A 20,428-nucleotide genomic window follows, 5' to 3' on the forward strand; every position below is an offset into this window, starting at 1 on the left:
GGTCTTGATGTCTGACCAGGCTTGCTGCCAGTTTTCGGGACCCTTCACCCCATCCAGTTTATTATACTGGTTTTCCGTCTATTAGCGAAGCTCAACTGAAATGTAACGTTGATCCGTTGGACCTGTATATTCTGCACGCGGACGAATAATGCGGTTATCCGCAAGCTGCTCCAGAATATGAGCTGTCCATCCGGATACCCGGCTGATGGCAAAGATCGGCGTGAACAGTTCCTGTTCGATACCCAGCTGGGTATACACGGAAGCGGAATAGAAATCCACGTTCGGCTTCAACCCTTTTTGTCCGGTAACCAGTTCTTCAATCTTCACAGACATGTCATAAAGGCGGGTGTCATTGTTCATGCTGCCCAGCTCTTTGGACATCTTCTGCAGGTGTTTGGCACGTGGATCACCATTTTTGTATACACGGTGTCCGAAGCCCATGATTTTCTCACGATTGTTCAGCTTCTCCTGAATCGCTGCTTCCAGACGATCCGGCGTGCCGATCTCATTCAACATTTTCATGACGGCTTCGTTCGCACCACCATGCAGGGGTCCCTTCAGTGCGCCAATAGCGGAAGTTACGCCTGAATAAATGTCGGAGAGCGTAGCTACGGTTACCCGTGCTGCAAACGTCGAAGCATTCAGTTCATGATCGGCGTGCAGAACCAGAGCCTGATCCAGCGCTTTAACTGCCGTATCGGAAGGTTCTTCACCTGTCATCATGTACAGGAAATTCTCAGCGATGGAAGCGCCTTCTTTAGGAGCCACAGGCTCTTTTCCCTGACGGATGCGGGCGATGGCTGCCACGATGGTTGGCAATTGAGCTTGCAACTTGACCGCTTTATTTTCATTAGCTTCAGCTGTCATCTCGTCAGCCTGCTCATCATACAGTCCCAGAGCGGATACTGCAGAACGCAGTGCTGCCATGGTACTCATGTTTTTCGGATACAATCGGATTTGTGCAATCAACTCGCTCGGAATCGGCGCGTAATCGCTCAGGCTTTTACGAAGGGATTTCAATTCATCCGTATTGGGCAATTTGCCGAACCACAGCAAATAAGCAACTTCTTCAAAGCTTGCGTGTTCAGCCAAATCGTCAATATTGTAGCCACGGTATGTAAGTACACCGTCTACAATGGAACTGATCGAAGAGGTTGTTGCAACGATGCCTTCCAGACCTTTGGTAGCTGTCATATTACATCTCTCCTTTAATAAACGAAATCAAGAAACCACAAAGCATGATGAAGCTCTTAGAAAAGCATAATAATTGGTGTTGAAAACATTTACAATTCATTAAATAGTAAAACCGTCAAAATTCGGGTTTCTTATCTGTCAATCGGTATTTCCTTATAACATCATACTGGATTTTGTCGGTTATGTGAACATCACCAAAGGCCATTCGCACATCAAACTTCTTTATCACGCCTATAAAAATAACACTGTTGCAATCGGTTTCAATATGTGTCACATTGTCCCATTTTCGTTGATGTATCAGGTGTTTGGGCTATTTTTATGTTTCATTGTGTGTCATACTGTTTCAGGCTGTTTCACCTAGATCGTGGGTGATTTGTGGTTATTTTTCATAGACAAAAGCAGGGAGCTAATCCCTGCTTTTTTTGTGGTTGCTTAAGTATTTATGAAAAAATAAGTCCGTGTAAAGGAAGGCGGTACAGACCAGCCATTTTAGCTGCTGTTTCCATGTTGAGATCCGAAGGGTTATTTTCGTATGTAACAAGTTCATCTACTGTAATGTTCAACATTTCTGATGCTTCGGACAGCGACATACCAATTTGTTCGCGTGCATTGGTCAGAGTGACCTTTTCTTCACTAGTCCTCACTAAGCTCAATAAGTACATTTTCCGCACCCCTTCTCGATGTGTGTTCGCTCCCCCTAAGAACCTATGTTCTCATTTTAAGTCAAGATACCTATATTTACAATATGAGAACAGGATTTCCGTCTTGTAATCAACATTGTACATTCGTCAACTAACCGCCTATAATAACAAGTGGAATAATTTAGGCATGAGGTGTAGATGGATGTATCCCGTACCTGGGAGGAGCCGTTTGCCATACCTCTTGGCTAAAAACAGAATTAAAGCTGTCGACTTGGCGAGAGATGTGGATATTTCACAAGGTTTTCTCTCGGAAGTCATATCAGGGAAAAAGTACTTTTCTTATCCCCTCGCAGCTAAAGTCGCCCACCGACTTGGCTGCACTATGGAAGATTTGCACGAATGGGATTAGGCAAACGGCGGAGGCGAAAGCCCCTCCTCCGGGCGGAACTTCGCCAGCAGCGAAGTTTATCCATGCATCATACTGTTTCCCCAGATATTTCATACCTCACATCTCTATTAAATCCCAAAATAAGGCTCTTGTAAAAGGTTTTTCGCCCGGCGAATTTTATCATTTCGACAACATAATTCGACAGACATTTTGCGGTTTATATGCTTACATTAATATCGTAAAAAAAATAGCCGCATAAGCGACTATCTGCTGATTCCTAGCAGCCTTTTAAATATTGTGCTTGAACTACATTTATCAGCTATTTCGGGGAACTCATCTATAATAGAATCCAATCTGTCTTTAACTAACGTGCACCTTTTTGAGTGCTTGTTGATTTCGGATTCAAAATATGCCAGTTTAAAGTTCATGTCAATTGAAGAAATCTTGTCGACGTTTATTACACTGCTTCGATCCGCGTTCCGGAAGTTATAACCACTTGAATTCAATGTATTAACCCAGTAGACCATTGTCCCCGCTAGATAATACTGATCTTTTGTGGTATGCACGATCACCATGTATGAATCTGCCTCAAGATGTGTGATGCTTCTTATCGGTACGTTAGTACCTCCGGATTTGCCATCTCTCTCTTTGGTAACAGAAAGTTCTTTTAGATCATACACAAAACCACCCCGCAACTACTATTTTTCCAGCAATTCTTTAGGTGTGTCGCCTTGATATATAAAAAGCACACTCGCAGGTGTAACGATAAGTGCAGCAAGTGAAGCCAGTCCAGTAGCAAGTCCGTATAGGTATCCTTTTTTCATCTTTTCACCTCCTTCAACTTAATAAGAGTTAGACACTGTACGAAAAATGTTACTGCTAATATAGACGACATGAACAAAAAGTTTGTTGCTATAAATATTATCGACATGAATTTTAATTTTGGATAGTGTTTTGGGTCTATTTTAGATTGTTTTTCTATCCTGGAAGGCGCATATAAATATGCAAGCAATATGCTCAGGGAGTTAAGCGAGTATACAGCCCATTCTGAGATGTCAATTAACGAAATAGTGGTAAACAAAGCTGTCGTGACAACAACGCATTTATCACCTGACTTTAAATGAATACCACCCGACACAAGTCGAAGCAATGCGAACGAAATAAGAATAATGCAAACTTCTTTGAAATGTCCGGTCCAAAGTCCAATGAATAGCGTTAGAGTAATAATAGCAATTGTGTTTATTAGTACAGCAATTGTGAAACGGAAAACGGCTGCGGATGCCGGATGGTGTGGAACACGATTTTTGAGACCCGTTGCTAAGCGCCGAGATATATTTTCAATCATTCAAAAACCCCTATCCTTTTTAACCGAAAAGTAAAGCAAATATCCGAGCGTAACACCAAACAAAATGATAAGCAGCAATAAGTTATTTGCATATAGAACAAATGAAATGATACATAAGAACAATATCATTAAGACGCTTGTGATAATCTCTTCAAGCTTGAACTTTAATTTTTCGAAAGGTATTGCAATGCCGTATCCGAATTTGTAGGGCACCACCCCTAACAAAAACACTACGATAGCCGTTGCAGTTTGAAGCGCATATCCGTTCGATAAAGTAGATTGAGCTGCTTGGATAGATCCAAAAAGGATAAAGGTTAATGCGGCCTGGACCAATCCAAATCCCGCAAAGCCTGCCAGAGTGACGATAAGCGAGCCGATCAGCGGTATTTTAACAACGACAGCATAATAGAAAACAAAGATTAGAATATTTATTAAAGGAACGTAGTTGGCTAGTGATAACTCATTCCGCAGTATGAAACTGTCAAGGTTCATTAAAAGAATAACGATTAGCGCCGACCCAGCATATTTGAATGGTTTGTACCTAAAAAGATACATACTGAGTAAGAACCAGGAGAACGCTTCAAGTGTAGAAAAAAACATAAATCCAAATGCTTCTTGCATTGTTGCTACACCGCCCCAAGAGATAATAACTTATATAGTTATTATATAAGATCCGGTGGTTATTCCATAGCCAAATTCATACAAATTCAGAGATTTGCTGAGATTATTTTTGCAATCTCTATGGATCTTTCATCTTCTTCTAACATCAGGTTGACTTTATTTTGAGTGCGTTTTATCCCAACCACCACTCCGCTGATTGATTCGTTCTCGAATGGATCGAAAAGGACAAGTTCAACCTGAATTTTTTCGGCATATGATTCTGCCAACGCCCTGGCAATTTCCTCAATAGCTTGCTCATCGAGAACAGGCTTTTCCCTACGCTGCTGTTCCCTCTTGTACTCCAATAATCTCTCCCTGTGTTCGGGTAGAATTATCCTGGAGCTTTCAAACAAACCGTTTCCAAAGAGCTTGCCCGCCATAACTAACCGCCTCCTATGCTGATGTTTGGATTGGGTTACATGCCAGGATATTATCTGCCTTAAATGTTCGTGGCTGGCCGGATAGTAGATCATCTGCCCGGATCAGGCCGGAACGAACGCTTTTAACTTGGATACGGCGTTTAGTTATCTGGCCTGTTTTGTCCTGGTAAATGATTTCAACTAACCGGCCTATGTATTTCACTGGCATGCTCAACCCCCCCAATAAGAACATATGTTTGTTTGTATTATATGCGAACCTACGTTCTGATATCAACAAGAAAATAACTCCATCAGTTTTTCACCAATGGAGTTATCAGGTTGCTTATGGTTGAACAACTTTTTCAATCTCTGCCTTTACCACTTCACTTACCACATCAGAACTTACAGCTGATCCTGTTTGTTGTTTTGGTATCTTGTCCAGCTTAACCCAGGCTTCCTGAATCTTCGCCCGTATTTCATCAGCATTGACCACGATACCCAGCGCCCTAAGTCGCTTAACGGCATAGTTAAGAGCCAAGTCCATCTTTTCAGACCCAGCTAACTCACCCAGTGCCGCCTCAGCTTTGGCGTATGCCTCTTGTGCCACACTCCATAATGTGTTTTGGATGGACTCAGCAGATGTAGCTTCTGCAGCTGCTTTACGCGCCGCGATCCAAGCGCCCAACTGCCTCCACTCCTTCAGCAAAAACCAAAACAGTAAAGCAACCAATAGGCATGCAATAGAGACAAGAACCGTTGTTACAGTAGATTGGATAATTTCGTTCATGCTTACACCTCACCTTTTTATTTGGATTGAACTTTAATGCCAGCTTCTTTGCGGTAGTTGATTACAAGCTGCCGCCAAAAGTCGTAACTGCCTTTACTGTCAGAAATATACGGTTTGTAGTACTCGTAGGCCGTCTTAGCCCAGCTTGGACACTCCATATTAGTTTTCGCTTTCTCAGCCTCAATCCACTTGGCCTGAGCATCTACAGTTGCTTGCAAATCGTCCACACGTTTCTTTTCTGATTCTGTCATCGGATCATCGCCTCCCATTTGAATTCGCATTACTTCAGCTTGTACAGCTGGTATAAATCCTTGCGCTGCTGCCAATCGTGTATTACCGTCACCGAAAAAGTTAGTTCCCGGGCACGTTTTACTGGAATGACCCTGCACGTAGTCGCCTATCCATTGTCCAGAGGACGTGTACCAAGCGTGATAGACAATATTGTTTGTGTTGACGGGTATGTTAAGTTTAATCGCCAAACAAGCGTAGAGATGCAATACAGCCTGTTTCTGCATGTCTGTCATGCGGTCACCGCCAACATCAAAGTTACCGATGATCTCCACACAGAGAGCACCCGTGTTTGCACCACGTATACCTGCAGGTGTTTGATTTAAATCTCGATCCATACTAATCGCTATCTTGCCATCTTCAAATACAGTTATGTTTTGGCCTGTGCCAGTCCAACCGTTAGCCAGGTGAGTATTACGTATACCTTCTAGCGCCTTGAAATGGTCCTGATTACGACGTGTACTGTAATTAGGAAGCCATGTGTGATGAACCTGCAGTTTATTTATCAGTCTGGTTATCTTCTGTTGTTGGAGCCACCCTTTGAATTCGGATGACTCCATCAGCAAAAAGTTACCTTTCTTCAACATCGTCTGGCTCCCCCTTCTTATCGATCTTCCGCAAGTACACAAACAGGTCATATCGCTTGGTATAAGTTAAGATAGCCAAAATGACTAGTCCTGTTGTGGTCCCAAACATGGCGATGGTCCATGCATAAGTCTGTATCGCCTCTAAAACAGCCCCTCTGCCCGTCAGAGAAGTGCTAAGACGCATCCAGATAGCAATCACCATCTTGAAGGTGTAGGCGGCCAAAAAAAAGAGCATCGCCAGCATAAAAGCACTGACAACACCCGATTTAAATCTTTCTTTAAAATACTTCCTATGAGCAACAAGGTTATACACGCCGCTAATGGCCCCGATAAAGTACAACGTAAGTAAGATCATATCAATTGTGTGCATGCTCCGTGCTTCCCCCTTTTTCATAGACCAGGTATCGTGCAAAATGATTTTGCTCAATCTTCGCCTTGATCTCTGTAGAGCATTCGCTGTAACGCTGCATCGCTAATGATGCTTTATGCTTTACCGCTTGGAGCTCCCTCTCTTTCTCTTTATCTTGACGTGGGAGTAGCCGTTTAATCCACTTTATCACCGGTTTCAGCCTCCTCGATCCTCGCCAGAATCCTTTTTTAAGTTATTAACCATATTCAGCAACGGCTCCATGAATTTTTCTCGCTCTGCATTCATTTTCTCGGTTAGTTTTTGGAGTTGTTCCTGTGCTTCGTCTCTCTCTTTCCTAGCATCAGTTATAGCCGATCTGACTAAATAGATGCATACGCCAAAAAGCACGAACATCAGCACTAAAGCAAGTCCGTACTTTTCAGCCAGCGGCAGGACTTCCTTTAATGTATCCAACCAGTTCATCCCCTCGCTCCCCTTCTCTCTCTAAAGATTAGATACAAACAGCCCCCGACCACTCCGGGAGCAAACGATGAATATTAGATTAGATAAGCATAGGGACCACCACCTTGTTTTGATACTTTGTAAGCTTATTCTTTTCCGTTCTCGTCCTGAAGTGCCACCTCAATATTCTTCTGGACAGCTTTTAGGATTTCGATTTGCTGATCCTTTCTGAACGCTCCTATAACAACATTGATTACTGCTCCGATTTCACCAACAGGATCATTTAGGTCAATCGTGCATTCTACAAGTTTTCTTGCTATCATGGCATCCTCCCAAGAGAAAAAGCCGCCCATATGGACGACTTCTATTTTGCTTATTATTTTTCTAACACTTCATTCATCTGATCAACAGCAGTTTGATATTTGGAAAGGCTTTGTTTAGCTTCGCTTATTTTGGAATTCAGATAATCTTTATTGATTAATGAATCAGGATCAGAGAGTTCCTTTTCAAAATTTGCGATAGCTGCTTCTGTTTGCGGAATTACTGATTCTGTTAAGTAGTCCCGTTTTTTCTTCACTTCAGTTACAGACATGCTTGCATATTCATTTTCACTTGGAACTGTCGTTTCAGTAGATTGTTTCTGATCCGGTTCCACAGTAATATCTATAGTTTTTTCGGTATTGTCCACAATTATTTCACCTGTCCCCACCGCACTCACCAATGAGCGTACGGGCGCGTAAGATTTCCCTTCCGCAACAATTGCTGGATCGGATAGTTTTTGACCGTTCACTGACACAGTATATTGTCCTGTTATTTTTGTTCCAATCACATTTTTAATATCATCCGCAAAAACACCAACCGGCAAGGCTACACCAAGACCTAGAATGAAACTTCCGACAGCAAGCGTGATTTTCTTCAATGTAACAACCCCCGATAAAATTTTCCTATATTATACAACGTTTATCGGATAGAGTCGTTCCATTTTTTACATCCCTACGCGAATTTGAAGATTTCTAATTGCCTCTTCTACATTCGCAATCTCACCAATACTAACATTACCGTAAAAATATGCAGATCCTTGGAACCTGATCGGGCTTGCTGAGTTGTTACTACCCAAGAACAAATTCTCAGAAAATATAGACAAGCCGGAATTGGAATAAGAATTAATTTCACCTGCATATGCACCAGAAGAGTCATAATACAATATTCCAGCGACGCCATTGTTTGATGACGTGGTAATCCTGATTCGATTTACACTGTTGCCGTCATATGTTCGAAAACCAAGAAGACTACTTTGCTCGATCCGCGGACCGGCTACAGATGTCCTTATCAAGGAACCTGTAATTGTACCACCAAGAAATTCTGAGCCTGTTATTTTCCCTTCAAACTCACCGTCAATAGCGAGAAATTTACCATCTTCAGTAACCTCAAAATAAGTGTTTGATTCATCGCCTATCTTGATGCTACCACCAATAAACTGGCCAGCCCTAACAATCCCAGTAAACTCGTACTCCTGGTTGATCGCGTCAAAATAGAGCGAATCCGTATATCCGCCGTTACCATCACCTTTTTGCATCCGGAATTCATCGGCGTTCCACTTTGATTTGGCCAACTTGTCGTAACGCTCAATCACAATGCCTTCATCAGGACCGATTTTCGTCCCATACATCCATTTATCCTTACCGACCGTTGTCGTCTGGATCCGGTATATGGTGTCTTGGATGCCTTCAATGTAATTCGCAATGACCACCTTGGAATTGATCCTCTGCCGTGGAGAGTAAGCATACTCAATAATCCGCTGTTGTTCATCAATCTGTAATTCCTCGTCAATGATGTCAACGGTATCTCCCAGTTCGAAATATTCCAAACCTTCAAACTCGGGTAACGTGTTCAGTTCCACAACATCGATTTCGTATGATGTCAGAACCTCTCCAGATTGGCCGTTAACGTCTTTTACGATTCCTTGCAGATTTTTACCTAGACGGAACTGAACGCCCCTGTCTTGGCCTCTTCTGGCAAGTAAGGACACGGTATACTTGTCAAACTTCAACTCTCCTCCTGCAGAAGCCGCAATTTCAAAAAGAATCGATCGTGCAGTTGCGTTTTCTTTCAATTCCACGCTGACCACATTCGGGATCTCTACAGTGCCGATCGTAAATGCTGTTCCTTGCAGGGCCATGGACATCAGCTGCGCCGGTGGTCCGGAATGAATGAAACTATCCTCGAAAACGTGAAAGAGCAGATCATAAGAGACCTGCTCACATTCCACTGTAATCAGCACTTGTCCGTTTTCTGAACGGGTCCGGCGATGTTTGACGATGTTGAAGTATTGGCCTTCAACTTCCACAAGGTTAGCAGTGTCGATGTATTGGCTTTTTTCATCGTCCATGTAGACTGCAAATTTAAAGGTATATGAACCGTTTATTTGTTCGGTTATTTCGTCGTTTAAATAGTCATCTATCACGGCTAAAGGCTGGTATGACTGATTTAGAATGGTTATCAATACATATACCCCCTAAAATTCCGCATCTAAAATCAGAATACGGTTAGCTGTGCCATTTGCTATTAACCGATAAGGCCTGAACTGGATGAGTCCTGTTGAAAAACAACTAAGAGTAATGTTTTTTCTTGTGCTCCTCGTGGTGACAACTGACATAGATGTAACAACGGGCGCAGTTACACCATCATTTATCAAGAAGTCTGCTGCTGACGCCCTTAACGTAGGTACTCTTCTCATTTCAGTTGGCAAATGGATTACTCCTTGGAATTGCGTGTCAGATACAGCGAATCCGTTTGCGTACGTTGCTGATATGGCCTCGTCTGTGTAGGCTATGCAGTATCTCTCACATAACATTTTTTCCTCAGTTATAAGCCGCGGAGAATATGGCAACGGAATTTGTCCCAGGTTAAGTTGCATTTGTGATAGGTAGAGTTTGTTTACACCGCTACTTACAGGGATGGATATGGAGAATTCAAGGTAATTGTTTAAGCCAATTGTTTTCCCGTCTATGTTGGGAACTTTGATTGTGCCCTCGAATTTCACCCATTCGCCTCTCACCGTTACTGCACGTGCGACCGATGACACAGCTGCACTACCACCACTACCAAAATTTTGATATGCATAAACAGTAATAGGAAAAGTTCCAGCATCACATTTGGCGTAGAAACTAAACGAAATATATTCATCGCTAAAAGTTTTAACATCTTCAATGCGTTGCGAGAAGAACGTGCTCCCGGACCCTACATTCGATCGATTGATCACAGCAACATTAGCTGGATTGTTTGGTAAGTATCTTCTCTCGCTTGTGGCATCCATTCGTTCTAAGGTTGCAGTGTTACCGGTGCCCGGCGTAAAGTACCAACGATCCGCTGCATAACCTGCGCTATTAAACGAGTCTCCTCTTTGCCAGATATCAAAAGAACCATTAATTAAAGCCTGTCTATTCACTCCGTATTTCGGTTCTAATTGATTCGGATGATCAGCCTTATCAAAGAACGTTACGATAGATGTTTTTCTTGGTGCTGTATCATTGTCAGCGATTCCTGTTCTTGTGGTATACAACACACCGACAACATCCAAACTTCCCGGCTTCATGGGTACAGCTGTGACATACCCTGAATCAATAGCCGTTGACGGAGATGATGTATAGTCTATGATTGTTGGATTCGGCCAAGATGTTGGTTTGTTGAAAATAAAATCAGCATCAACCACTCTCTTTTTAAGCACGTTAGACCTTCTATCGGTATAATAAAGGGCAATCGTTCCGTTAGCGCTAAGATATACCGGGAAAGCATTATGAGCGATGCAATCCGAGATATTGGTGAGGCTGTACTTCCATGTTTGCCCGTAATCCGTAGATGTCAACTGATACGGATTTCCATTTTGGTGCCTCCCAATGGCTAAGATCCTGCCGACCCCAAGATAACAGGTCCTTACTTCCCAAGGGAAACTGTTAAAGTCCAATGTGCCCATTGGCACAATTGGTGCCGAGCTGTTCCAAGTGACGCCACCATCAGTAGAGAAAATAGCATATGTTCCAAACTGACTACTTATTTCACAATCTTTGATCAGCATTAACCTTCCATCTTCAAACTCGATAGGAACATTCGGAGACATTATAGAACTTACATACTGATCAGTTGAATTATCAAAATCAAATCCTTCGACAAAAGTGAGACCGTTATCCTCACTACGGTAGACAACATTGGTTTGGAATCCTGGTTGTCCTTTCGTGACTATACAAACGATATCACCTGTGCTTAGTACAATTGCCGAAAAAGCGAAGAAGTCATATTCAGGGTGTTGCGCTACAATTACCTCATCTGACCACTCCAGACCATTGTTGTCTGAATACTTACATTTTACGGATCGTCCAATACTATAACCCGCTTTGTGGAACTGTCCACTCCCATAAAATACAAATAGCCTATTGTTCGTACCCCTGACGATAGTAGGCCAGCAATTATAATTTTCGTCTTCTTGTACAGTCTTCATCCGACCTATAAGTGGCTGGTCTATTCGCTTTGATTTTTGATCACTGGCATCTAAGCGTTCCGATAGTACATTGAATCCCCCGCGTGCATCTACGATTTCAGTATTGTCGTCTCCTGATTGAGCAACAATCTCGCTAATACGCCCATTTACAATATCAATAGCTTCTTTGACATCATCACCAGGAACTGGTCCGCTATAAGTAATATCCTTTGCTGTATGTGCAGCAGTAGAATTTTTATGTTGCTCGATGTTATTTGCATTTGCGTTGGATTCCGCATTTAAGTTTTGGAAATTCCTATTAACTTTCGGGTACATCTGCCGTAAAGAATCAGGAGGGTTGCCATTATCTGCACCTTTGATTAATTCGATATCTGCCATTATCACCAACCTCCTTATGCATATTTCTGGCGGAATATAACCGCCATATTTATGTTAATTCCTGTACCGCTAACTAAAATATTTGAATTCCCTCTAGGGATCTTGCCAAAACGTGCATTGGAGTTCATAAGAACGTTTTGATCGCCAATCTTCGCAGTTTTTCTTTTAAAGTCCAAGATTAATGTTCCAGACATTGGTTGATTGTATATGAAGTCTATTCCACCAACGGTGACTATCAGCCTAGTAAATGAACCTGTTATTTCAATTACCGGCTCTACGTTTAATGTACCAATGTTTTGTATCTGTACTGATTGTGGGCCATTCAGTGTGAATGTGTATCCCGAATCCACAAGTAAATCACTGTCAACAGTAATGACTGTATTATCTACATTGATATCAATTGTGGTGTATAAACTATAGGCAAATGGATCAAAGGCTGTGAATGGTAATGTAAATGTCCCCAGTCCGGATATACGGTCAATGTTTAAACTCCCTACATATCTGACCGCGTATTTACGATCCGGCGAGTTAGCAAATACAATATCCATTGTTCTTGGCCTTCCGTCTCCATCCAATAAAAAAGCAGCTAGCGCAGATACGCGCTGCTGCAGTTCAAAATGATTGCGCGTTATGAAAGCACATTCCAATTCAAATTGCTTCGGTCCCATAGTAGCCCCAAAATCATAGGCCCCGTGCATGCCTGGGATCGTTACCGTATTATCCACTGTTGAAGACAGGATCGGACGTTGAGAGTTTCGAAAGACACCCAACCCTAATTCTCTTGGTGGGATCCCGTCTATAGTTAACACAGAATTGAATATCATTTAAACACCTCCCCGCCCTCTCGTTGTTTGAGTGGATACATTCCCTATTTCTTGAGCCAGTTTTCTGATATCATCATCGCTACGAATAATGATGTTTGCTCCGGCGAATACGCCTTCCATGCTGATTTGATACACAACACTTTCCTGTCCTGATGCAGCAGCTACACTTGGTTGACTAAAGGATGGTTGCACCGCTTCAGCCATTGCCCGAGCCTGGTTTTGTACATTGGACAGCATGTTGGCCATACCTTGGACAAGGCCTTGACCAGCCATCTCCCCGATCCATGCCATTTCACGGGATGGAGAATGGATATCCAACGCTTTTTGCATGGTCGTACGGACGGAATCCGCAATTGATTTGGCTTTAGCTTGCACCGCACCTTGCATGGAAGCCAAACCATCAAGAAGTCCCTGCATGGCTTGTTTACCGATGTTCGGTAGATCTGACTTCATAGCGTTAAACTGATTCGTTGTACCGTAACGGATTTCTTTTACCTTGGCGTCAAAGTCAGCCTTCAATCCATCCAACTGTATAGCCGCATCTTCTCGCAGCTGAGTGATTTGTTTGTCTGTATCCTCACGAAGTCCAGTCAATTCACGTGCTGCAATTGCTCTAGACTCAGCTGTTTTGGTTTTCCATAAGCCCGAATACTCAGCAAGCTGCTCATCCGTAAGCGAGTTTAACGCCGCCAGTTCAGGTGCGGCCTTCGGACCCATCTCACGCAATTCTTCAAGCAATCCCTGGTCAATGCCTCGTGCTGCTAATGTTTCAATGTTGTGTGCCCAGGTTGCCATGTATTCCACTTGACCGCGAAGGTTGTCCAACAGTTGTTGCCCGGATGTTTCGGATTTAGATACAACCTCGTCAAACAGTCCTGCAAAGTCATTGATAGCCTTGGCCCGCTGTTCTACCGCTTGTTCGTACACGCCATTAAGCCGCAACTCTTCAGCTGCGACATTTGCATTAACTTCTTTGGTTTTAGCAAGGAAGTCCTCGCTGGCTTGAGTAAGCTGGTTGTAAATCTCCAGTTTGACCTTGCCTGCTGCTTCCTCTGCTGCCTTCGCCTGCTCAGATCCTGCTTTGTACCTGGCCTGAACGCGTTCCCAAGCTGATAATTGTTGAGCAAGCGATAACTCGTTAGCAGCCGCACCCTTCTCGATGTATTCCTTGGATGACTCGAAACTAGCCTTAGCCAATTCCTGTTTGATCTTGTAGGCTTCCTTTTCAGCAGCGATGTACTGCGTTGTCCCTGCCTTATACTTTGCCTGCACCTTCTCCCACATAGCCAGTTCCTGTTGAAGTGACGCTTTGCCTGTAGAAGCCTTGGAATCAATGTACGCTTTGGATGCGGCAAAGGAATCCTTAGCCGCTTTCTCAGCCGATTTAACTTGCTGATCATGGGCTTTCTTGATTTCAAGGGTTACTTTCTGGATCTGTGCCGATGTTTTCGCATACGATGCCTTCACTTTTTCCAGAGAGGATATATAACCGGCAGTGTCTACATTGCCCATTTTGAAGTTGTACTGCGCTGTAGAAAATGCACTTTTAAATGCGTTGTTCACTTTGGTGGCAGTTTCTTTAGCTGCCTTGGCTGCAGTTTTGGACTTATTGCTGATACCATTGGCTAAACCTTGTCCGATGTTCTCCCCGTACCCGGTTGTTAGCTTTGAAGGAGAGTGAATGTCAAAAAATTTCTTAAAGAAACCACCGATCGCCTCTGAGATTTCCTTGGCCTTTCGAACCACGACATCTTTCATCGATGCAATACCGTTAACCAGACCTTCAATGATATTCTTACCGACATCCTTCATGGTGTTGAATGCCGAACTGAATATGCCCTTGATACCTTCCCAAATCGTCTTGGTTACACCCTTAGCGGCTTCCCATGCTCCGGCCCAATCTCCCTTGAAGATTGCGAGCCATCCCTTGATAATCCCGGATATGACACCGACAGCTGTTTCAACAATTATTTTGAGCGCGTCCCAAACACCCTTGAAAATGGTTTTAATCACATTCAAATAGGTTTTAAAACTATTTGTGATCACGCCGCCCCAGTCATCCCAAAATGCTTTAATCCCATTGAATACCGTTTTAATGACAGTGAAGACGACATTAAATGCTGCTCCGAACACGGTTTTAAGTATTTCTAAGGAACCTTTGAAGGCAGTAGTAATCGTGGTTCCCCATTTATCCCAAAATGCCTTGATTTCGTTGAAGACAAACTTGATAGCTTCAAGAATAGCTTTGAACACAGTATTAAAGAGTGTTGTTAGGACACTCCACGTGGATTTAAAGAAGTTGGTGATATCTGATCCCCATGTGGACCAAAATGATTTAATGCCACTGAAAATGGTTTTAATCACTTCTGAAATAGACTTTATAACAATATCGAAAACCGCTTTTAACCCATTCCAAAAGGTTGTGAATATGCCCGTTATTTCGCCGCCCCATGTGGCCCAGAACGTCTTCAGTCCATTGAATATAGTCTCGGCTGCCGTTTTAATTCCTTCCCAGGCCGCATTGAGTGCATTCCGTACTGTTTCATTTGTGTTATACAAATAGGTGAGTCCGGCGACCAACGCGGCTACCGAAGCAATAACAATTCCTATCGGCCCAGTTAACGCCGCAAATATAGGCGCTAATGAAGCTAATCCAGCTGCTATTTGAGGTATAAACCCGACTAGCAGTAATAACGGCCCTGCTATAAGCGCTAACGCTGCTGTAATCGCTCCGGCTATAGCAATGAATGTCTTTACGCCTTCAGGGAATCGATTGAATACATCCACAACGGATTGCATGACACTCGCTGCCACTCGCAATGCCGGGATCAGGGCAGCGCCAATTGTAATTTGCGCCGTTTCCATGGCACCGCTCAGTTCTTCGAGCGCACCTTTGAGAGTATCCAGTTTTTGAGCAGCTACCTGTTGGGCATCGATCTTACCCATAGCCTCAGCCATGGCGTTGATGCCTTCGGCGCCTTCTTTATACAAGATGTTACCGGCACGTATCGCATCGGAACCGAAGATCGTATTCAATGCTGCTTGACGCTGCATGTCATTTAATCCGGAAAGCTTATCATTCAGCAATCCCGCGATTTCGGACATATCTTTTAATGATCCGTTCGCATCATAGAAAGATGAATATACCCAACCATTCGCGTCAGCCATGTTCTTGGCTTCTTTGAAATACTTAGCCGTTACTGTCTTGGCTCCATCGGCCTGGGCCAGATATGTCGCTAATGCTTTTGTAATCCCGTCAACGCTCATCTCCGCAGGCTTGATCCCCTTTTTACTGAGGAATTCCATAGCCTTTGAAGTATCCAGTGTTAAGAGTTCCAAGTCTTTGAAAGTATTGTATGCGTCTGCTGTTGTAGGCTGTAACCGCATGAGCATCGTTTTGAGTGACGTACCCGCGTCCGAACCTTTCAGGCCGTTCTGAGCGAACGAAGCCAGAGCAACGGCTGTGTCTTTGAAGGACAACCCCACCGAAGCAGCAACCGAAGCAGATTGCGATAGACCATATTGCAGTTCGCTGACACTTGTCGCTGAAGCATTCGCAGCCCCAGCTAATATGTCCGCCGCATCCTGTACCGATAATGAATCTGCCTTGAAAGCATTGAGCGCTGTGGAAGCAATCTCTGCTGCGTCTGCCAGTTCCAATTCTCCTGCTGTTGCCAGAGAAAGAGCACCAGATAAACCGCCAGACATGACGTCTTTCACGCTTACCCCGGCCTTAATCAGTTCTTCTATCCCTTGTGCTGCTTCCGTGGCGCTGTACTTGGTGTCAGCACCCATAGTAATTGCCAGCTGTTCAAGCTCGTTTTTAAACTTGTTGACCTCGGCCGGATCCATGACAGAATAAGCATTAGCCATGCCCTGTTCAAAGTCGGCCGCACTTTTAACAGCTACCCCGAGTCCGCCAGCAAGTATACCTCCAAAGGCAGTAACCCCTGCGCCGAGCCTCTTCATTTGTTCAAATGAATTGCCCATGGACTCCTGTGCTTGGTCAAATGATTCCTTGTAATCCTGGCCAAGCTTGCTTACCTGTTTGCTCTGCTCCCCTAATACGTCCGTAGTTTGATCGATACGGTTATTTAGGCTTTGTAATTCCTGCTCCGTTTTGACCACTTCGCGCTGGAACGCCCGGTACTGGCCTTCGGTGATATCTCCTCGAGCAAATTGTTGATTGACTTGCTCCTGTACTAACTTCAGCCGGTTCAATTTTTCTTGTGTATTGCTTACAGAGTCAGCCAGTAACTTTTGTTTTTGAGCTAACAATTCAGTGCTGCCTGGATCGAACTTCAGAAGTTTTTCAACTTGCCTCAACTCTGTTTGGATATCTCTTGATTTCTTGTTGACATCAGTAAGCGCCTTGGATAATCCAGACGTCTCCGCACCGATGACAACGTTAATCCCTTTAATCGTTTCTGCCACACAGCCCACCTACCCTATGTTCCAGGCAGGCATTGGCTCGCTACTTAATGTGCGGCTCGCTCTGTTCCTTAATTTTAACAACAACAATTCGTTTACAGCGCAAGCATTTAATTTCAACGTCTGCTATCCGCGCATTAAAAAGAAGATGCCTGCAATGAGGGCACCTAACTTGTTGTAAATCCATATGATCACCACACAGTCACTTCAAATCGCTACGCTTTGTTTTTGGATTCGACCATGGTCTTCAGCCGTTTCATCTCTGCAGCCAGCTTCTTTTTGGTATTGGCAATCCGGACGTCAATGCCCTGAACTTGTCTTTTAGTTAAACCGCCTTTACCTGGCCGCTGCATCAGGACCGATAACAAAGCGTTAAATGTCCGAACTTTCTCATTCTCGTAATATGCAGTGTACACATGGCCACAATGAGGACAAGAAAAGCCCACCCGACTTACATTGGGCAGGACTTCTTCTTTGCCGTAACTGATTAGTACGAACTCTTCTCCGCAACCTTCATTACATTCCATTTTCATCATCCGGACGTCCTCCTATTTGCCATAAAAGGCGTCAATATCTGCTTGAGTAGCTTCTCGCGGACCTTTCTTTTTATCTTCTTGTCCTGTATAACTCCTTGCTAGATCAATCAAATCGGAACATGTGAGTTCGCACATTTCCTCCATACTCAGTCCAATTCGCTTCCCAATTGCCAGGAAATCAATTTCTAAACGTGATTCATTATTTTCGAGCCGCGAAGGCCCCGCGGATTCCCGCACTTTTACGAAAAAACCCTTTTGTCGCTTCCTCCACAACATCAAGAACGAGATCCTCATCCGAAAAATCGATGTCCTCTCCATATTCATGCAGCCAAGACGCGAATTTAGGGAATGGTTTCCCAAACTTATCGGCTTTCGCCATTGCCCAAGCCATTTGCAAGATGGACAGGAAATTGATATTCCCCAGAGCCTGAAAGTCTGCATGGGAAACCCCTTGTACTTCCTCGTCCCCTTCTTCTTTCTGTTCTTTCGGTTCGTAACCATTAATTATCTTTGTCATATCTCCGACCAGGTCCGATCCAAACTCTTGCTTATAGAACAGTAGAGCAGGCGCTACCGCTCTGATCTGTACCGTTTTTTCTCCGAATTTAATCTCTCGCAATTTCATCGTCTCCAATCTCAGTTTGGTTTTGAATATCATTGAGGTTTTCAGCCTCCGTTGCACCCGCCTGCACCTCATCGTCAGACGGGCTTAACATGGCATTAGAGGCGTTTACTCCCCCGAAGTGAATGTTGGTGTGTAAACTGTCGTAAAGAAGGAATTAAACTGCGTAGCGTTCGTTGCACTCAGTTCCAAATCGCCCTTTACGATGTTCACTCCATCCAATTCGATTGGAGATACAGTAACAGACAACGTTTCTCCCGTGATCTCGATTGATTCACCTTTGGTCGTTAACTCTTTTGCTGTCCGTGCTGCTTGGCAATCGTAATAAACGAACCGCCGATTCCTCTTATCGCCTAAAACCTGCCCCATCAGAGCGAATTTCTCAGGCATTCCATCAGATGTCTCGACCAACAGACCATTGTCATCAATCTTCCAACCAAACATCCGAACTTTAATCTCATCCGGAATCAACGCCATCTCCAGTTCTGCTGTATAACCGTTATTGCTCGTAGCCACAAAGTAAGCATTATTGTCAGCGTAAAAGGTGGAAGACTCTCCTTGTGCCTCTGGCGCCCACCGCACAGCACCAGGAATAGGAATAGGAGCTTCCCAGGCAGGTTGAGTTGTTGCTGCGTCATCTAAAAATGCAATGTGTACCTTGTCCAATCCAAACGTTACTTTATTTTCTGACATATATGTCACCCTCCGATTAATTGAATTGTGAATACCATTTGGAACATATTTTCGCTTTCCAGATATGTTTCGACTGTGCTATATGGCAGTTGCATTTCTTTGAGTTTGCCTTTAACTTTTTTCTCGGCTGCCAAGTCTTTCTTTTCGGTGTATAACTCCACCTGAAAGTTAGCGACTTCAAGAAAGTTTATATTGTCGGCCATAAAGTCACCATCGTAGGCAAACAGATATACCAGATACGGTGCTTTTGGTTCTGTAGTGAAATGCGAATAAGCGACTGGAAAACCAATCGCTTCAAGACCTTGATAAAGTTCGATCTGTGTCAACATGCATCATCCTCCATTACGGATGATAGATTTTATTCTATTTACTAATTCAGGCTCCGTTCGGTCGTAAGCTGGCAAGATATGCGGTTTACCTGGCACACGGCCACCACCCCGCTTCGCATGTCCGAACTCGAGTAAGTGAGCGAAGCTTCCTCGTTTTTTATTGTGTATGATGTATTTCACAGTACCATCTTCGTTCATCTTCTTTCGTGTCCAACCCGTAGCATATCTACCTCCATTTGCGCCTTTGCTCTTTGGAGAATTAGATGCTATTTCCTTTGTTAGCTGTTTTGAAGCCTTGTCCAGTTCCTTTTCTATGCCTTTTGTGACATCATCGGTATAAGCCTTCACCGCAGAGGTAATTTCATTAGCTAAATCATCAAGCGATCCTGCCAATCTATAACCTCCCCTCAGCAATAATAGTGAAAGTGGTATTTAACTCATCGTCATTAATGATACTCTTCACATCGTACGACACGTTTTTGTACAAGATTTCAATCCGTGTTTTGTTTTCCACAAACAGTTTATCCAGTGTTTTTGAATATCGGACCACAAATCTTGTCACATGCTCCGTATTCGTTTGAGCAGCCGCCGCGTATTCGGATCCCTTGGTTGTTTTGACCATGGACCACAACTGGCACAACTCCCCAAAAGTTTCCGTTTCGTTACCAATATCATCTTTGGTGACTGTTGGTCCATGAACGGATATCCGCTTATTGAATCGACCGCTGTGACTATTTCCGTTGTATCGGTTTACATTGTATCTTTTCTCATTCATACACTTCGCCTTCCAATGCTTTTGCTAGATTCAGATTGTTGATCTGAGTTAAAAAATTGGTGTAAAAGTACTCCAGCGCATCATTGTAAGCATAGCGTGAACGCTCGAAAACGAGTTCTTTGAAAACTTCGTCTGTAAGAATGTCATAATCCCCACATATGCGAATCAGATCCGCATGTGAAGCTTTGAGCATTCTCAGTAGATTTCCGTCCTCATCATCATCCAAATGCATTCGGTCTTTAAATTCTTGAAGGACCTCTGGCGTAATTACTTCTGCCATCTAGA

General features: G+C 43.6%; 28 protein-coding genes. 1 reads left to right on the top strand and 27 read right to left on the bottom strand.

Annotation, left to right across the window (positions count from 1 at the left end):
* Window positions 1–81: 81 nt before the first annotated feature.
* Entirely contained in the window at window positions 82–1,194 is a 1,113-nt protein-coding gene (gene citZ, locus AC3WQ3_RS21900) for a citrate synthase (protein WP_127536526.1), read from the bottom strand.
* A 440-nt stretch (window positions 1,195–1,634) separates the two neighbouring features.
* Window positions 1,635–1,856 carry a helix-turn-helix domain-containing protein gene (locus AC3WQ3_RS21905; RefSeq protein WP_492473525.1) on the bottom strand — a complete coding sequence of 74 codons (222 nt, stop codon included), beginning with the start codon at window positions 1,854–1,856 and terminating at the stop codon, window positions 1,635–1,637.
* Between the two features lie 181 nt (window positions 1,857–2,037).
* Between AC3WQ3_RS21905 and AC3WQ3_RS21910 the strand changes: the two genes are divergently transcribed.
* Window positions 2,038–2,244 carry a helix-turn-helix domain-containing protein gene (locus AC3WQ3_RS21910; protein WP_492473526.1) on the top strand — a complete coding sequence of 69 codons (207 nt, stop codon included), beginning with the start codon at window positions 2,038–2,040 and terminating at the stop codon, window positions 2,242–2,244.
* A gap of 242 nt (window positions 2,245–2,486) precedes the next feature.
* On the opposite strand, the gene AC3WQ3_RS21915 is transcribed toward AC3WQ3_RS21910, so the two are convergent.
* The 25 genes from AC3WQ3_RS21915 to AC3WQ3_RS22035 all read right to left on the bottom strand — a co-directional run bounded on the left by AC3WQ3_RS21915 (window position 2,487) and on the right by AC3WQ3_RS22035 (window position 20,423).
* Window positions 2,487–2,903, bottom strand: a complete 417-nt coding sequence (locus tag AC3WQ3_RS21915) for a LytTR family transcriptional regulator DNA-binding domain-containing protein (RefSeq protein WP_492473527.1) — start codon at window positions 2,901–2,903, stop codon at window positions 2,487–2,489.
* An 18-nt stretch (window positions 2,904–2,921) separates the two neighbouring features.
* Window positions 2,922–3,047 (bottom strand): AgrD family cyclic lactone autoinducer peptide, encoded by a 126-nt coding sequence (locus tag AC3WQ3_RS21920; RefSeq protein ID WP_079694709.1) that lies wholly within the window; start codon window positions 3,045–3,047, stop codon window positions 2,922–2,924.
* Window positions 3,044–3,568 (bottom strand): accessory gene regulator ArgB-like protein, encoded by a 525-nt coding sequence (locus AC3WQ3_RS21925; RefSeq protein WP_492473528.1) that lies wholly within the window; start codon window positions 3,566–3,568, stop codon window positions 3,044–3,046. Before AC3WQ3_RS21925 ends, AC3WQ3_RS21920 begins: the two co-directional genes overlap by 4 nt.
* Window positions 3,569–4,189, bottom strand: a complete 621-nt coding sequence (locus tag AC3WQ3_RS21930) for a hypothetical protein (protein WP_492473529.1) — start codon at window positions 4,187–4,189, stop codon at window positions 3,569–3,571. It lies immediately after the preceding gene.
* Between the two features lie 86 nt (window positions 4,190–4,275).
* Complete coding sequence (locus tag AC3WQ3_RS21935) at window positions 4,276–4,608, bottom strand: YolD-like family protein (protein WP_492473530.1); 333 nt, start codon at window positions 4,606–4,608, stop codon at window positions 4,276–4,278.
* 13 nt (window positions 4,609–4,621) lie between these two features.
* Window positions 4,622–4,816, bottom strand: coding sequence for a hypothetical protein (locus tag AC3WQ3_RS21940; protein WP_492473531.1), 195 nt, complete (start codon window positions 4,814–4,816; stop codon window positions 4,622–4,624).
* A gap of 114 nt (window positions 4,817–4,930) precedes the next feature.
* A complete protein-coding gene (locus AC3WQ3_RS21945; protein WP_492473532.1) occupies window positions 4,931–5,272 on the bottom strand; it encodes a hypothetical protein in 342 nt (113 codons plus the stop codon).
* A gap of 119 nt (window positions 5,273–5,391) precedes the next feature.
* Window positions 5,392–6,249, bottom strand: coding sequence for a peptidoglycan recognition protein family protein (locus AC3WQ3_RS21950; RefSeq protein WP_492473533.1), 858 nt, complete (start codon window positions 6,247–6,249; stop codon window positions 5,392–5,394).
* Window positions 6,233–6,619, bottom strand: a complete 387-nt coding sequence (locus tag AC3WQ3_RS21955) for a hypothetical protein (protein WP_492473534.1) — start codon at window positions 6,617–6,619, stop codon at window positions 6,233–6,235. The genes AC3WQ3_RS21950 and AC3WQ3_RS21955 overlap by 17 nt, the downstream gene beginning before the upstream one ends.
* A complete protein-coding gene (locus tag AC3WQ3_RS21960) occupies window positions 6,606–6,809 on the bottom strand; it encodes a hypothetical protein (RefSeq protein ID WP_492473535.1) in 204 nt (67 codons plus the stop codon). Before AC3WQ3_RS21960 ends, AC3WQ3_RS21955 begins: the two co-directional genes overlap by 14 nt.
* A gap of 5 nt (window positions 6,810–6,814) precedes the next feature.
* The gene (locus AC3WQ3_RS21965) at window positions 6,815–7,081 is read right to left on the bottom strand and encodes a hypothetical protein (protein WP_492473536.1); all 267 of its coding nucleotides are present in this window, start codon (window positions 7,079–7,081) and stop codon (window positions 6,815–6,817) included.
* A 125-nt stretch (window positions 7,082–7,206) separates the two neighbouring features.
* Window positions 7,207–7,383 (bottom strand): hypothetical protein, encoded by a 177-nt coding sequence (locus AC3WQ3_RS21970; protein ID WP_492473537.1) that lies wholly within the window; start codon window positions 7,381–7,383, stop codon window positions 7,207–7,209.
* A 53-nt stretch (window positions 7,384–7,436) separates the two neighbouring features.
* Window positions 7,437–7,979, bottom strand: a complete 543-nt coding sequence (locus AC3WQ3_RS21975; protein WP_492473538.1) for a hypothetical protein — start codon at window positions 7,977–7,979, stop codon at window positions 7,437–7,439.
* A 66-nt stretch (window positions 7,980–8,045) separates the two neighbouring features.
* A complete protein-coding gene (locus tag AC3WQ3_RS21980) occupies window positions 8,046–9,563 on the bottom strand; it encodes a phage tail spike protein (RefSeq protein ID WP_492473540.1) in 1,518 nt (505 codons plus the stop codon).
* 12 nt (window positions 9,564–9,575) lie between these two features.
* On the bottom strand, window positions 9,576–11,933 hold the full coding sequence (locus tag AC3WQ3_RS21985) for a sialidase family protein (protein WP_492473541.1): 2,358 nt from the start codon (window positions 11,931–11,933) through the stop codon (window positions 9,576–9,578).
* A gap of 14 nt (window positions 11,934–11,947) precedes the next feature.
* Entirely contained in the window at window positions 11,948–12,757 is an 810-nt protein-coding gene (locus tag AC3WQ3_RS21990; RefSeq protein WP_492473542.1) for a distal tail protein Dit, read from the bottom strand.
* Window positions 12,758–17,191, bottom strand: coding sequence for a phage tail tape measure protein (locus AC3WQ3_RS21995; protein WP_492473543.1), 4,434 nt, complete (start codon window positions 17,189–17,191; stop codon window positions 12,758–12,760).
* A 40-nt stretch (window positions 17,192–17,231) separates the two neighbouring features.
* Window positions 17,232–17,375 (bottom strand): Com family DNA-binding transcriptional regulator, encoded by a 144-nt coding sequence (locus tag AC3WQ3_RS22000; RefSeq protein WP_095288177.1) that lies wholly within the window; start codon window positions 17,373–17,375, stop codon window positions 17,232–17,234.
* 28 nt (window positions 17,376–17,403) lie between these two features.
* Complete coding sequence (locus tag AC3WQ3_RS22005; protein WP_492473544.1) at window positions 17,404–17,724, bottom strand: hypothetical protein; 321 nt, start codon at window positions 17,722–17,724, stop codon at window positions 17,404–17,406.
* Window positions 17,725–17,923: 199 nt separating this feature from the next.
* Window positions 17,924–18,382, bottom strand: coding sequence for a hypothetical protein (locus AC3WQ3_RS22010; RefSeq protein ID WP_492473545.1), 459 nt, complete (start codon window positions 18,380–18,382; stop codon window positions 17,924–17,926).
* 72 nt (window positions 18,383–18,454) lie between these two features.
* Window positions 18,455–19,039 (bottom strand): major tail protein, encoded by a 585-nt coding sequence (locus AC3WQ3_RS22015; RefSeq protein ID WP_492473546.1) that lies wholly within the window; start codon window positions 19,037–19,039, stop codon window positions 18,455–18,457.
* A 5-nt stretch (window positions 19,040–19,044) separates the two neighbouring features.
* Window positions 19,045–19,368 (bottom strand): hypothetical protein, encoded by a 324-nt coding sequence (locus AC3WQ3_RS22020; RefSeq protein WP_492473548.1) that lies wholly within the window; start codon window positions 19,366–19,368, stop codon window positions 19,045–19,047.
* Between the two features lie 3 nt (window positions 19,369–19,371).
* Window positions 19,372–19,761: an HK97 gp10 family phage protein gene (locus AC3WQ3_RS22025; protein WP_492473549.1), complete on the bottom strand. Its 390-nt coding sequence runs from the start codon at window positions 19,759–19,761 to the stop codon at window positions 19,372–19,374.
* Between the two features lies 1 nt (window position 19,762).
* A complete protein-coding gene (locus tag AC3WQ3_RS22030) occupies window positions 19,763–20,143 on the bottom strand; it encodes a phage head closure protein (RefSeq protein ID WP_492473550.1) in 381 nt (126 codons plus the stop codon).
* Window positions 20,136–20,423 carry a hypothetical protein gene (locus AC3WQ3_RS22035; protein ID WP_492473551.1) on the bottom strand — a complete coding sequence of 96 codons (288 nt, stop codon included), beginning with the start codon at window positions 20,421–20,423 and terminating at the stop codon, window positions 20,136–20,138. Before AC3WQ3_RS22035 ends, AC3WQ3_RS22030 begins: the two co-directional genes overlap by 8 nt.
* Window positions 20,424–20,428 lie beyond the last annotated feature (5 nt).

Source organism: Paenibacillus sp. FW104-T2 (assembly GCF_058789975.1).